Source organism: Flavobacterium gelidicaeli (genome assembly GCF_013294005.1).
Taxonomy (GTDB): domain Bacteria; phylum Bacteroidota; class Bacteroidia; order Flavobacteriales; family Flavobacteriaceae; genus Flavobacterium.
Genome location: NZ_JABSNK010000018.1, coordinates 18,721 through 31,659, shown reverse-complemented (window position 1 = coordinate 31,659; position 12,939 = coordinate 18,721). Strand labels below are relative to the sequence as shown.

Here is a 12,939-nt window from a genome sequence, read left to right as displayed (position 1 = left end):
CCCATTATTTTTATGTTGTTTCCAAACTAGTTTTGAAAACCGTTTGAAAATTTGTACTAATTAGTTGTTGTATTTCGATTACTGTAGTCTTTTTATATTTGGCTGCCAAGGCATACACATCTTCAATTATTTCCTCAATGGTGTCTGTTTCTAAAAAAAAACGATCGTTTGGAATAGTGATAAAAACCGTTTCTAATTCTGGATTTCGTAATAAGTATTTCCCAAAAGAAAGGTAAAAACCATTATCGACAAGTTGCTTTGCTAATTGTAGGCTTTTAGAAAACCCATGAATAATCATGGGAACTGTAATTTTTAAACGCTTTTTAGTATCTATTACCTCTTGAAAAGCGGCTACACAATGAATTACTACTGGCTTATTGTATTTTTGTGCTAATAGTAGCTGATTTTCAAAAACTTGCTGTTGCAAGTCCATCGGTATTTCAATGCGTTTGTCTAAACCGCTTTCGCCTATTGCTAAGCAGTTATTTTCTTTTAATTTACTTTCGATAATAACCAAATCACTTTTAATTCTCGCTTCATTGATATACCAAGGATGTATCCCAATAGAATAAAACGGAATACCAGCATCAAATTCTTGCGGATATTGATTGACCAATTCAGTTACTAAATCAGTGTTTGTGTATTGGTGTGTATGAAAATTAAAGTACTGCATTAATCGTGAAATTTTTTAACTCCCGCTTTGATTTCGATATTCAAATCATTCTCTAAAGGAACTTTAGGACACGAATATTTAGGACTATAAGCACAATACGGATTGTATGATGTGTTAAAATCGATGGCTATAGTAGTTCCTTTTGGTAATTTTAAATCGATGTATTTACCACCAATGTAACTTTCTGCTCCTGATGTGAGATCAGAAAACGGTAAAAACAAATAGTCTTTAAATTCCTTCTTTCTCGAAAGCTCAATATTTCTATACACATTTAGTTTGAATGTTTTTCCATCAATCTCAAACGTTACTTCACCATACTTGACATATATAGGAGTACGATCAGTAGAAGTTTTCATTTTGAACGCTTTCTCTTTTGGCGTTCTTGTGAACTGTGCATTTACAAAAAACTTTTCGTTCACGGGGAAAAAGTCAAGTGCTTTAAAATGTGCTAAATCAGCTTCCATCAACGGACTCGTTTTAGCATTAGCATATTCTGCGTTTAATTCGTCTTGAAATTTTATGACTTTGGCCGTATCAAATTTTTCTTGGCTATAGCCAAAGACAAAAAAGAATGACAAAAGTAAAACAGTGTATTTTTTCATGATAATAATTTTAGCAAAAATAGCTTAAAAGTTACAAAGGGACAAAGTTGCTACATTACAAAGTTTTCTACCTTTGCGTTAAATAACCATAACCCGATGTTAGTAACCGCATTTCAACGCTATTTAAATAATTTTAGAGGATTTTCAAGAGAGATTTGGATCTTAACCATTATCACTTTTATCAATAGAGCCGGTACGATGGTTTTACCTTTTTTATCAAAATACTTAAAGGAAGATTTACATTTTACCTATGGCGAAGTGGGTTGGATTATGGTTGCCTTTGGTTTTGGCTCCATGCTAGGTTCTTGGCTTGGCGGAAAACTATCTGATAAAATAGGGTTTTACAAAGTGATGGTTTTTAGCTTATTTAGTAGCGGAATCTTCTTTTTTGTATTGCAATACATTACTAGTTTCTGGGGACTTTGCCTCGGAATGTTCAGTATCATGACTCTGGCTGATATGTTTAGACCCGCCATGTTTGTTTCGCTGGGCGCTTATTCTAAACCTGAAAACAGAACCCGTTCTTTAACTTTAGTTCGATTAGCGGTGAATTTAGGTTTTGCAGCTGGTCCCGCTTTAGGAGGATTAATCATCATGGGAATAGGCTACCAAGGTTTATTTTGGGTAGATGGTAGTTCATGTGTAGTGGCTATTTTAATTTTTGCTTTATTAGTAAAGGAGAAAAAGAAAACAGCACAACATGATGCTCACAACTCCATTCTTGAAGTAACCTCGGTATTTAAGGATAAGGTTTTCTGGATTTTTCTATTTGTAAGTTTTGTAACCGCAATGATCTTTTTTCAGTTGTTTACGGCTTTACCTTTATATCACAGTGAGCAATTTGGTTTATCAGAATTTCAAACCGGATTGTTAATGACGCTAAACGGTTTATTAATCTTTGCATTAGAAATGCCTATTGTGAGTTATTTTGAACGCAAGCAAACTCCTAAACTCTCTGTTATCTTTTGGGGAGCTTTAATGATGGGAGTGAGTTTTTACACTTTGTTAATTGATGTCTGGGCAGGAATGTTAGTTGTTAGCATGGTATTCATTTCGATAGGCGAAATATTTGCCTTTCCGTTTTCAAATACTTTTGCCATGAGCCGAGCGCCTAAAGGACACGAAGGTCGTTACATGGCTTTGTACACGATGAGTTTTAGTATGGCGCATATCATCAGCTCAAAGGCTGGTTTAAGCATCATAGCTGATTATGGCTACCAAGTAAACTGGTTTGTTATGGGAACCTTTGGAGTAGCAGCTGCTTTTTGTTGTCTCTGGATTAAAAAACTATTAGTTTTAGAAACTGAATCGGCTTAATTTATTTTTTTTACAAATTCAACACTATTCTTAAAAGAATTAAAACACTTTACAACAGCAATCTAAATCTTAAACTATAAAAATAGTTATAAAACTAAAAACATAGTTGTATAACTGAAATTATAGTTGTAAGTTTGAATCGCGATACAGCGATGGCTATCAGAATCGGGGTTAACGCCCAAAAAACAACTAACTATGCAAAAATTAACAAATAAGGAAGAAGAGATCATGCACATTTTATGGAAGCTAAAAAAGGCTTTTGTAAAAGAAGTTATGGAAGAAATCACTGTAGATCCACCTCATTACAATACTTTGTCGACCATTGTACGCAACCTAGAAGAGAAAGGCTATGTGGCGTATAATGCCTTTGGAAAAACGCATCAATACTACCCTATTGTAACTATTGAGGACTACCGAAAAAAGTTTATGAACACTGCTATTGACAATTATTTTAATAGTTCATACAAGAATATGGTCTCGTTTTTCGCCAAAGAGGAAAAGATTTCGGCAGCTGAGTTACGTGAAATTTTAGAAATGATCGAAAATAAAAAGTAACATTATGGAGACACTATTTATTTACTTACTGAAGTCAAGTGGGTTATTGGCGCTGTTTTTTATAAGCTATCACCTGCTGTTGCGCAAAGAGACTTTTTTTAACAGCAACCGCTGGTTTTTACTTTTAGGGCTTATAACTTCAGTGGGTTTGCCTTTGTTAGTTTACACCAAAGTGGTTTGGGTTACCCCTGTAGCATCTAATTTTGATTATACTACGATTCCTCTTACTATTGTAGCGGAACAAAAAAGCATTATGGATTATGTGCCACTGATTTCAATATTGCTTTATGGTTTTGTGGCAATGCTATTAGCAGCGAAACTACTGTATGATTTTTACAATTTAAAAAAACTTTTAAAAGGTAAAGCAAGTTATCACCAAGCAGATTATAGATTAGTTGATACCAAAGAAAACCTAGCTCCTTTTTCATTTTTTAAGACAATTGTTTACAATTCAGAATTGTACGATGCAATTGAACTTGAAAACATACTTGAGCATGAAAAAGTACATAGTGATCAGAGCCACACTCTTGACGTACTAATTTCTAGAGCTTTTTGTATTATTTTTTGGTTCAACCCTTTTGTTTGGTTATACAAAAAAGCAGTTTTACAAAATTTAGAGTTCATTGCTGACAGCGAGGCTACTAAAAAACTAACCGACAAAAAAGCCTATCAAATTACGCTATTAAAAATAACAACACAGGAGAATTGTGATGCCATTACCAATCATTTTTATCAATCATTAATCAAAAAACGAATCGTTATGTTAAACAAAAGTCAATCAAAAAAAGTAAATTCATGGAAGTATTTACTAGTTATTCCAGCACTAGTTGCGTTTGTATTTATGTTCCAAATAAAGGTTGTAGCGCAGGAAATAAAAAAAATTACAACAAATGTCAATGAACAAGTAATTGACCGCACCATCGATAAAGATGCTACAGATGTAGAAATTCAACAACTGACCAAACTATTGAAAGAAGCTCAGGATGTAGATTTGATATTTTCAAATTTAAAACGTAATGCTAAAGGTGAAATAACAGCTATAAAGTTAACTTTTAATGATAAAAGGGGGAGCAAAGGCGTTAGTGAGCAAAAAGGCAATAAACCGATTAGTCCAGTACGTTTTGTATCAAAAAAATATGCGGATGGAAGAATTGAAATTGGATTTTATACTGAAGATAAAAAAGACTCAGCTTCAAAAGACAACGACACTGTCGAAGAAATTTATAATACAACCACAACTAGCACCGAAACTAATAGCAGCAACACGAGTACAAATAATGGGACGACACAATCGCAGACAACGAGCAATACTACGACGCAATTAAATTTGGAAAAAATTGACCCTACAAATCTAAATGGTATCAAAACAAGTAAGACTACTCAAACAATTAAAATAGTACAAAGTGAGACAAATGGAATACCAACAGAAGCTACTTATTATATTAATGGAAAAATAGCTACTAAAGAAGAAGTTGAAAAAATTGATCCTAACGCAATTAAAAAAACAGGTAGCAACTCTGATAACATATTTACAGGCAATAAATTAGATAAGAAAACGCAAGCTTCAGATGATATTAAGGATACAAAAAGAAATAGAGAACAAGCGATGCAGGAACGCAAGCAAATATTAGAAGATAGAACGAGAGCACTTGAAGTGAGAAAAAAAGAATTAGAAGACAGCAAGAAAGCAGTCGAAGATAAAGAAAATAATTAAATAAAATTGAAATACTATTCCCAAAAGATGGTCATTAATTAGGACCATCTTTTTTTATATCTTTACAAAAAAAATCTTATGTTTAAAATTTTAGCCAAAATCAACAAATTAGTACTACCCAGCTTTTCTAAGCAACAATTAGATTTAGCCAAAGCTAGTAAATGGCAAATGGCAATAATTGGTTTTCGTTATTATGTAACTACAAGAGCACTAGTGTAGTGCAAAAAATATCAATTATTTTTTGATTTTTTTTTAAAAGAGACTTGCAAAACTCCAAATTATCTCTATCTTTGCACCCGCAATCACATCATAATATATGTGCTGCTAAAAATAAAAGGCCTTGTGGCGCAACTGAATAGCGCACTTGATTACGGCTCAAGAGGTTACTGGTTTGAATCCAGTCAAGGTCACAAAACCCCAACAGATGTTGGGGTTTTTTTATGCTATATAGTCTATAAGTTCATATAAATTAGGTCGTTTAAGCAAAAATAGATAAAATCTACATTTGTTATAAACACATCGTTTGATGCACCATTCAGTACACCTCCTTTTGATAAACTAAGTATCTAAGGGAATTAAAGTCAAATTTCAAATATTTCCACAATCATTTGAAATAAATATTTTCATGATTTTAAAATATAAAATAAGCAAATACTTTACATTTTTTCTACAGTACATACATACTAGACTCTAAAAACATAAATGAATTTCTTGACAAACTGATTATAATTTAATTTAAAGAATAGCTGACCGAAAAATTAAAAATAGCATTGATAAAATTTCAGAGACCAGGCCAGTAGATAGAGAATTTTATAGCATTAATTATAGATGCTTTTTTATCCAGCAAACAATAAAATTACTTTTAATATTTACTTGGAAAGAAGAAAGCCTTTTGAAACACATTCAAGGATTCAACTTTATAGGCTATTAGATTAATTATTTCATAGTAAACCTATAAAATGACGTTCTCCATGCTATTTTATAAATAAAATTTGACAAACTAAATTTCCTTTCTCTCTATATTTCTTAAAAAATATTTACATTTGGTTAACTAATAACGCTTATTATTCATGAGAATATTTATTTATAAATCAGTATTTATTTTAACAATTTTGAGCTTATTTTCTTGTCAGGATAAAAAAACAAATAACTATAAAGCGGGTGTTGTTATATCCTTTGATGATGCATATGTTGATGAATGGCTTGATGCTGATAAAATATTAAATAAATATGATTGGAAAGCAACATTTTGTGTGTGCCGGATTGACTCTATTGGTCAACCACAATTAATAAAACTACATCAACTGCAGGACGAAGGTCATGAAATTGCTGGTCATGGATACCATCATTATAATGCGGTAAAATTCGTCAAAAAAAATGGAATTGATGCCTATCTTAAACAAGAAATTGACCCAATGATGGCGTCTATGAAACGACAAAATTTTAATGTTACCTCTTTTGCTTATCCTTATGGTGAGCGCTCTAGTGAATTAGACAGTGCTTTATCCCACAAATTCAAAATGATTAGAGGAAGAGATTTTGAAGATATCGCTCCTGAAAAAGAAGGCTGTTATTATCGAAATTCTAAATTTTTGTATGCGTTTGATATTGATAACAATCATATTCATTTTTCTGTTCCGTATCTTTTAGAATTACTTGAAGATGCTAAAAAAAACAATAAAATTTTAATTTTAAGCAGTCATAAACCGGTGAAGAATCTAACTGCGAATTATCAAACTACAATAGCAACATTAGAATTTGTATGTAAATATATTAAACAAAATGACATGCAGTTTTACACCTTATCAAACTTAGATAATTTAAATCATAAGTAAAATTTAGTATAAGTGATATTATTATAAACATCCAATTATAAAATGAAATTACAACCAACAGATAACGATATTTATATTGAAAAAAACTTCTTTAAGAAGGAAATTCCAGAGGAGTCAAGAGAATCCGCAATGTCGGATTTGTTTTTTAATTACAAAGAACATTGGAAAATGTCTTTTTGGTTCATGCTTATCCTTGCATCAGGAATTGCCACTTTAGGTCTTTCAGAGAACGCCTCTGCCACAGTAATTGGCGCTATGATTGTTGCTCCTCTAGGGCAACCTATTGTTGCTTTAGGCGGTACTGTAGCGTTAGGTTGGCGCAATGAAAGTGTTAAAATGTTAGGATTGATACTTCTAGGAGCGGCAACCGTAATTCTCGTTGGTTTTTTGTTTGGATTTATCTTAAATGAGGCCAATCCTAATGATCAAATTCTGGCTAGAACTGCACCCGATGTAAGAGATTTAGGAATCGCCATTTTTGCCGGTGCCGCTGGTGCTTATGGTTATTTTAGAAGTGAATATTCTAGCGTACTTGCAGGTGTAGCGATAGCAGTTGCTCTTGTACCTCCATTATGTGCGTGCGGAATGATGCTTGAAGCGCAACATTTTATCCTTGCTAAAGGTGCCTTACTCCTATTTTTTACTAACTTTATAGGCATTGCATTAGCAGCTATTACGGTTTTTTTCTTCTTAGGAGCAAAGCATACCGCCAATACAAAATGGTTTTATTCAGGAACAGTTGTCGTGTTTTTAATTAGTTTATTAATTTTAATTCCGTTATCGATTAATTACAATTTAGCTTCTTCTCAGTCTCAAAATCAAACTGCTATTTTTGAAAAAGCGTCCACGATATTAAATGATAAAAAAAATGTATTAATTATCAAAGAAGTTACAATAACTGGAACAGAAGTGATTATCACGATTAATGATTTACCTAGCGATAAAATTACAGTAAAAAATCTCACGAAGGAAATTCAGAAAACAACTCCTTTACAAGTTTTATTACAAAATTCAAATGATTAAAAAATGGAAAATATAAACGAGTACATTGATTATGTTGCTAAAATAATGGAAGTTATAGGTGTCCTAACGATTTTTGTAGGCTCAATTATAGCACTTGCAAAATTTATTTTTTTGCTAAAAAGTAAAAACGGAATGAGCTATATTGAACTTCGCCAAGCTGTAGGAAAATCAATTCTTATAGGACTTGAACTCTTGATCGCTGCCGATATTATGGCTACTGTAGTAACTGAACCTACATTATTATCTGTTTCAATATTGGGTTTAATTGTAATTATTAGAACGTTTTTAAGTCTTTCGCTTCAAGTTGAATTAGAAGGAAAATTTCCTTGGCAAAAATCAATTAATTAGTAACTTAAATACAATAAAAATCACTTTGGCTAAAGCCAAAAAATGAATTAGTATCATTTAAAAATTATCTCTAATAATTGCCTCTTAATTTATCTAAGTATACTTTTCGATAATTAAAATATTGTATTACAAAATATCCAATTCTGTTTAAGATTTAAAAGCTATTTTTTTGTACTTTTAATCAAATATCTAAATTCTAAAAAAATGAGAAATTTGATTTTATCAATTGCATTTATTCTAGGAATGAATGTATTTGCTCAAGATATTAAAAACGCAACTCTTGAGACTATCCCTGTCGAAGTTTCCTTTGCTTTTCAAAACCAATTTCCTAATTCAACTGCTGAATGGCGTTCAAATTATCAAGGTAATGATGATGAACAATTAGTTTTTATTGGAACATTTAAAATTAATAGTATTCAAAATGCTGTTATTTATGATAAAGAAGGAATTTTTCAAGCGCTAGAAACAAGTATTACTACAAGCCAATTACCAATTAGTATTCAAAAATATATGAGTGCTAATTACCCTAAAAATCCCATAAGATCAGTTTCTAAAACAATTAATAATAAAACTAAAGTTATTTATGAAGTTGGGATAATAAGAGGCACACTTTTTTATGATTTAGTATTTAATGGGGATGGTGATTTTTTACAAATGGTTGAGAAAGATTAATTTTAACCAATTTTCAAAATAATATAACAACAAATAATGCAAGATCAAAAAAATACAAACGGGAGTTATAATAATTATACTTCTGATATTCTTGGTAATAGTTTTGAAAAATCAACATTAACAATGGCCGATGATTATGAAGGTAAAGTAATCGCTACGTTAATACGCCGAAAAGCTAATAATGAATCACATAAAGCGGTATTGTACATTCATGGTTTTAATGATTATTTCTTTCAGGAAGAAATGGCTCTAAAACTTAATCAGCATGGCTATAATTTTTATGCTCTTGATTTAAGAAAATACGGTCGCTCCTATTTACCCCATCAAAAACTGAATAATGTTCGTTCTCTTATAGAATATGATGAAGAAATAAATCTAGCCTTACAAATTATTAAGTCTGAACATAACGATCATGTGCTATTAAAAGGCCACTCGACAGGAGGATTGATACTAACTAATTATGCTGTAAATCATTTAAACAGCGGTTTATTTAATGGTTTGATAGGTAACAGTCCATTTTATGACTATAATTTAAATTTTGTTGAACGTAAAATAGGCATTCCATTATTATCTTTTTTAGGTCATTATTTTCCAAATACTCTAATCCCAGCAGGTTTTTCAGCCCTATATGGTCAAAGCCTCCATAAAAACTATCATGGCGAATGGGATTATTCTTTAGTTTGGAAACCACTGCTTATCCCTAAAATAAACTTAGGTTTTATAAGAGCAATTTACAAAGCACAACAAAATATTAGGAAACACAATACTATTGATGTCCCCATACTGGTGTTGTTTAGTGATAAATCAATTTATGAAAAGCATTGGTCTAATAAATTACATAATGGAGATGCTGTTTTAAGCGTGGAGCAAATTAAATCCTATGCTGATACTATTAATGGAGACGTTACAACACGCGAAATAGAAAACGGGTTGCATGATTTAGTACTCTCAAAAAAAGTAGTTAGAGACAAGGCCTATGAAAAAATATTTGAATGGATTGATACTAAATTCAAGTAAATAATTAATTTAAAAACTAAATAGTGAAAGCAACGGTAAAAACAACATTAGTACAAAATATATTTCGTGTCTTACTGGCTTTATTTATGATTTTTGCGGGTTATAGTCACTTAACTTTTAATCGAATAGATTTTCAGGCTCAAGTACCTGATTGGGTTCCATTAAGTAAAGATTTAGTTGTACTATTATCTGGGGTTATAGAAATAGGATTGGGTCTTATTCTCCTTTTCTGGAAACAACAAAGCGTAACTATTGGGTGGTTTTTAGCTGTATTTTTTGTTCTTGTTTTCCCTGGGAATATAGCTCAATATATGGATGGAAAAGATGCTTTTGGCGCTTTAAATTCAGATGGAGCTCGTTTAGCAAGATTGTTTTTTCAACCTGTACTTATCATTTGGGCACTGTGGTCATCTGGTGCTTGGAAAGCTTACAGAGATCGTAAAAGAGGAAACGAATAAATATATCTAAACCAATACAATTTGGTATAATAGTCCTTTATCTTTGTAGCGCTAATTACTATAATATGAAACAAATACGCATTAATTTAATCCTTGTAGATTACTAAAAATAAAAGTACAAACCGAATTCATAAAAAATAAAGAACACTATACTAATTCTTAAAATATCTAGCTTAACGAATAATATTTATGGTGAACTTGACTAAGTTGATGTTTACTGGGCTATTAACTAATTCTCGTACTTTACTAAAATACCACCTACACTTACCCAGAATAATTCAAAACGATGCCCAAAATAAAAATAAATACATTTGGCGAAGGAATCGAAATTCGTCAATTAAAATTGGATGCTACAACCTACCAAAAATGGAATACCATTGCAATTAAAAAAAACCGTAGCCTTCCGGAGTTACTCATAGACCCTTTTTTCTACCACGGATTAAAAAATACCAAAGTTAAATCTATACATGATCTTGAAAATACGCTGGTTAGTGGAATGTTGAACACAACAAAAAGTCATATCGAAATTTGGTTCAACCGAAAAAAAGTACTCAAAATACAAGCTCATGAATTATTCAATGAAATTGTATTGTTCCCGTTATTCAACTTAGAAAAAAATCATACTTTTATTGCTAATGATTTTGAGAAAGGAATCTATGTAATCCAAAAAACGATAGGCTTAATTGTTTCCCAACAATTAGAAATTGAGGAACACTATTTAAATATAAAAGATTTTAAATTCAATACAACCGAATTTAAAAAAGAAAAAATATTAACAGATATAAATTATAAAAAGCAGTGCTTTGAGTTTATAAAAAGTGATTCTGTGATTACGTATCAGGATAGTTTTGAGGTTTTATAACTATCATAAAGTAAGTAACCTCCATACAATTACTCCAAATAAAAAAGGCGATTCAAATTAATTGAATTGCCTTTTTTACAAAGTAATTTGAGAAAATCTCTATTCTATTTTCTAAAACACAAAATTAAGCTCTCAGTTTTGCAATAATTGCATATACCTCTTTCACGCGTTGCGTTAATCCTGCGTAATCTTTGTTTGCAATAATATCTTTACTAATCAATTGCGATCCCATTCCTACACAGTGCACACCTACGTCAAACCATCCTTTCAAATTTTCTTCGCTTAAGTTCACACCTCCTGTAGGCATAATTGTAGTCCATGGTTGCGGTCCTTTTATTGCTTTTATGAATTCTGGACCATATAAATCTCCAGGAAAAAGTTTTACAACTTCACAACCTAGTTCTTCTGCTCTGGTAATTTCTGTAAGAGTTCCACATCCTGGTGACCACAATACTTTTCTACGGTTACAAACAATAGCAATATCTTCTCTTAATACTGGAGTAACTATAAAATTAGCTCCTAATTGCATGTATAAAGAAGCTGCCGCTGCATCCGTAACAGACCCTACTCCCATGATCATTCCAGGCAATTCTTTGATAGCATATTTAGTAAGTTCACCAAAAATTTCATGTGCAAAATCTCCTCTTGAAGTAAACTCCATTAGCCTAGCCCCTCCATCGTAACAAGCTTTTAAGATCTCTTTACTCAATTCTATATCATTACTAAAAAATAACGGAATCATTCCCGTATCATTCATTGCTTGCGCTACTTCTATTCGTGTAAATTGTGCCATATTGCTATTTTTTATCGTGATACTTTTCCTGAAAAATCACCTTCAATTAATTTTTCGATCTCTGCTTTAGTTACTAAATTATAATCTCCTGAAATAGTATGTTTCAGGCAACAAGCCGCTACTGAAAAGTTAAGAGCGCGTTGTTTATCAAATGGTTTTTCGTTTAATCCATAAATTAAACCACCCATAAAAGCATCCCCACTACCTACACGATCCACTACAGGAGTTACATCTTGCACCGCTGCTTTATAAACGGTTTCACCATCATATAAAATTCCGCCAATACGTTGATGCGAAGCACTTATGGAATAACGCAAAGTTGTAGCTGCATATTTTAAATTGGGGCATACTTTAAATAATTTATCATACAAAGTAGGTAAGGCTTCTAAATCGTCATAATTAGGGTTTACATCTGGTGTTCCTAACATAAAATTTGCTGTATCAATATCACCTAAGATAATATTGCTGTACTGCAACATTTTTGGCATGATCTCTTTAGGAGCTTTTCCATATTTCCATAGTTTAGAACGGTAATTCAAGTCGGTCGAAATTGTAATTCCCATTTCGTGGGCAATTTCAATAGCTTCTAAACAAGCCTCAGCAGCAGATGCGGATAACGCAGGAGTTATACCACTCCAATGAAACCAAGTAGCATCTTTTAGAATTTCTCTCCAGTTGAACATTCCTTTTTGTAAAGTTGCCATCGCACTGTGGGCTCTATCGTAAACAATATTACTCGCACGAGTTCCTGCTCCTGTTTCTAAAAAATAGATTCCAATGCGTTCTCCATCTAGCAATACGTTTTGATTGGCAACATTTAGTTTTCGCATTTCTTTTACAGCGCAAATCCCTAATTCGTTGTCTGGTAAACGGGTAACATACTCCACATTCATTCCGTAATTTGCTAAGGAAACTGCAACATTAAATTCACCACCGCCATAGGTAGCTTTATAGGATTCAGACTGGGAGAATCGCAAATGTCTTTCGGTAGAAAGACGCAATAGAATTTCGCCAAAAGTGACTATTTTTTCCATTTCTTACTATTTTTTTAGTTGTTTTTTGATTAGTTC

General features: G+C 31.9%; 15 protein-coding genes and 1 tRNA gene. 12 read left to right on the top strand and 4 right to left on the bottom strand.

Features of this window, described 5'->3' with window-relative positions:
- Positions 1-10: 10 nt before the first annotated feature.
- Positions 11-673, bottom strand: a complete 663-nt coding sequence (locus HNP99_RS16705) for a TatD family hydrolase (RefSeq protein ID WP_173854591.1) — start codon at positions 671-673, stop codon at positions 11-13.
- The gene (locus HNP99_RS16700) at positions 673-1,275 is read right to left on the bottom strand and encodes a DUF1684 domain-containing protein (RefSeq protein WP_173854590.1); all 603 of its coding nucleotides are present in this window, start codon (positions 1,273-1,275) and stop codon (positions 673-675) included. The genes HNP99_RS16705 and HNP99_RS16700 overlap by 1 nt, the downstream gene beginning before the upstream one ends.
- A gap of 96 nt (positions 1,276-1,371) precedes the next feature.
- Here HNP99_RS16700 and HNP99_RS16695 point away from each other — a divergent pair, with 96 nt between their 5' ends.
- From HNP99_RS16695 to HNP99_RS16640, 12 genes are all read left to right on the top strand, one after another.
- Complete coding sequence (locus HNP99_RS16695; RefSeq protein ID WP_173854589.1) at positions 1,372-2,592, top strand: MDR family MFS transporter; 1,221 nt, start codon at positions 1,372-1,374, stop codon at positions 2,590-2,592.
- A 195-nt stretch (positions 2,593-2,787) separates the two neighbouring features.
- The gene (locus HNP99_RS16690) at positions 2,788-3,147 is read left to right on the top strand and encodes a BlaI/MecI/CopY family transcriptional regulator (protein WP_173854588.1); all 360 of its coding nucleotides are present in this window, start codon (positions 2,788-2,790) and stop codon (positions 3,145-3,147) included.
- A gap of 4 nt (positions 3,148-3,151) precedes the next feature.
- Positions 3,152-4,861, top strand: a complete 1,710-nt coding sequence (locus HNP99_RS16685) for a M56 family metallopeptidase (RefSeq protein WP_173854587.1) — start codon at positions 3,152-3,154, stop codon at positions 4,859-4,861.
- Between the two features lie 78 nt (positions 4,862-4,939).
- Positions 4,940-5,080 (top strand): SsrA-binding protein, encoded by a 141-nt coding sequence (locus HNP99_RS16680; RefSeq protein WP_173854586.1) that lies wholly within the window; start codon positions 4,940-4,942, stop codon positions 5,078-5,080.
- 117 nt (positions 5,081-5,197) lie between these two features.
- Positions 5,198-5,271, top strand: a tRNA-Arg gene (locus tag HNP99_RS16675).
- A 660-nt stretch (positions 5,272-5,931) separates the two neighbouring features.
- Positions 5,932-6,696: a polysaccharide deacetylase family protein gene (locus HNP99_RS16670; RefSeq protein WP_173854585.1), complete on the top strand. Its 765-nt coding sequence runs from the start codon at positions 5,932-5,934 to the stop codon at positions 6,694-6,696.
- 42 nt (positions 6,697-6,738) lie between these two features.
- Complete coding sequence (locus HNP99_RS16665; RefSeq protein ID WP_173854584.1) at positions 6,739-7,719, top strand: DUF389 domain-containing protein; 981 nt, start codon at positions 6,739-6,741, stop codon at positions 7,717-7,719.
- A gap of 3 nt (positions 7,720-7,722) precedes the next feature.
- Entirely contained in the window at positions 7,723-8,067 is a 345-nt protein-coding gene (locus HNP99_RS16660; RefSeq protein WP_173854583.1) for a DUF1622 domain-containing protein, read from the top strand.
- A gap of 204 nt (positions 8,068-8,271) precedes the next feature.
- Positions 8,272-8,739 (top strand): PepSY-like domain-containing protein, encoded by a 468-nt coding sequence (locus HNP99_RS16655; protein WP_173854582.1) that lies wholly within the window; start codon positions 8,272-8,274, stop codon positions 8,737-8,739.
- A 36-nt stretch (positions 8,740-8,775) separates the two neighbouring features.
- The gene (locus HNP99_RS16650) at positions 8,776-9,756 is read left to right on the top strand and encodes an alpha/beta hydrolase (protein ID WP_173854581.1); all 981 of its coding nucleotides are present in this window, start codon (positions 8,776-8,778) and stop codon (positions 9,754-9,756) included.
- Positions 9,757-9,779: 23 nt separating this feature from the next.
- Entirely contained in the window at positions 9,780-10,214 is a 435-nt protein-coding gene (locus HNP99_RS16645; protein ID WP_173854580.1) for a DoxX family protein, read from the top strand.
- 286 nt (positions 10,215-10,500) lie between these two features.
- Positions 10,501-11,076 carry a hypothetical protein gene (locus HNP99_RS16640; RefSeq protein WP_173854579.1) on the top strand — a complete coding sequence of 192 codons (576 nt, stop codon included), beginning with the start codon at positions 10,501-10,503 and terminating at the stop codon, positions 11,074-11,076.
- Positions 11,077-11,200: 124 nt separating this feature from the next.
- On the opposite strand, the gene HNP99_RS16635 is transcribed toward HNP99_RS16640, so the two are convergent.
- Both HNP99_RS16635 and HNP99_RS16630 read right to left on the bottom strand, forming a co-directional pair.
- The gene (locus tag HNP99_RS16635; RefSeq protein ID WP_173854578.1) at positions 11,201-11,869 is read right to left on the bottom strand and encodes a bifunctional 4-hydroxy-2-oxoglutarate aldolase/2-dehydro-3-deoxy-phosphogluconate aldolase; all 669 of its coding nucleotides are present in this window, start codon (positions 11,867-11,869) and stop codon (positions 11,201-11,203) included.
- A gap of 11 nt (positions 11,870-11,880) precedes the next feature.
- Positions 11,881-12,903, bottom strand: a complete 1,023-nt coding sequence (locus HNP99_RS16630) for a sugar kinase (RefSeq protein WP_173854577.1) — start codon at positions 12,901-12,903, stop codon at positions 11,881-11,883.
- Positions 12,904-12,939: the final 36 nt, after the last annotated feature.

Coding starts and splice junctions, on each gene's coding strand:
- HNP99_RS16670 (WP_173854585.1), top strand. CDS start 5,932: ATGAGAATATTTATTTATAAATCAGTATTTATTTTAACAATTTTGAGC.
- HNP99_RS16630 (WP_173854577.1), bottom strand. CDS start 12,903: ATGGAAAAAATAGTCACTTTTGGCGAAATTCTATTGCGTCTTTCTACC.
- HNP99_RS16655 (WP_173854582.1), top strand. CDS start 8,272: ATGAGAAATTTGATTTTATCAATTGCATTTATTCTAGGAATGAATGTA.
- HNP99_RS16685 (WP_173854587.1), top strand. CDS start 3,152: ATGGAGACACTATTTATTTACTTACTGAAGTCAAGTGGGTTATTGGCG.
- HNP99_RS16680 (WP_173854586.1), top strand. CDS start 4,940: ATGTTTAAAATTTTAGCCAAAATCAACAAATTAGTACTACCCAGCTTT.
- HNP99_RS16640 (WP_173854579.1), top strand. CDS start 10,501: ATGCCCAAAATAAAAATAAATACATTTGGCGAAGGAATCGAAATTCGT.
- HNP99_RS16635 (WP_173854578.1), bottom strand. CDS start 11,869: ATGGCACAATTTACACGAATAGAAGTAGCGCAAGCAATGAATGATACG.
- HNP99_RS16660 (WP_173854583.1), top strand. CDS start 7,723: ATGGAAAATATAAACGAGTACATTGATTATGTTGCTAAAATAATGGAA.
- HNP99_RS16700 (WP_173854590.1), bottom strand. CDS start 1,275: ATGAAAAAATACACTGTTTTACTTTTGTCATTCTTTTTTGTCTTTGGC.
- HNP99_RS16705 (WP_173854591.1), bottom strand. CDS start 673: ATGCAGTACTTTAATTTTCATACACACCAATACACAAACACTGATTTA.
- HNP99_RS16665 (WP_173854584.1), top strand. CDS start 6,739: ATGAAATTACAACCAACAGATAACGATATTTATATTGAAAAAAACTTC.
- HNP99_RS16690 (WP_173854588.1), top strand. CDS start 2,788: ATGCAAAAATTAACAAATAAGGAAGAAGAGATCATGCACATTTTATGG.
- HNP99_RS16650 (WP_173854581.1), top strand. CDS start 8,776: ATGCAAGATCAAAAAAATACAAACGGGAGTTATAATAATTATACTTCT.
- HNP99_RS16695 (WP_173854589.1), top strand. CDS start 1,372: ATGTTAGTAACCGCATTTCAACGCTATTTAAATAATTTTAGAGGATTT.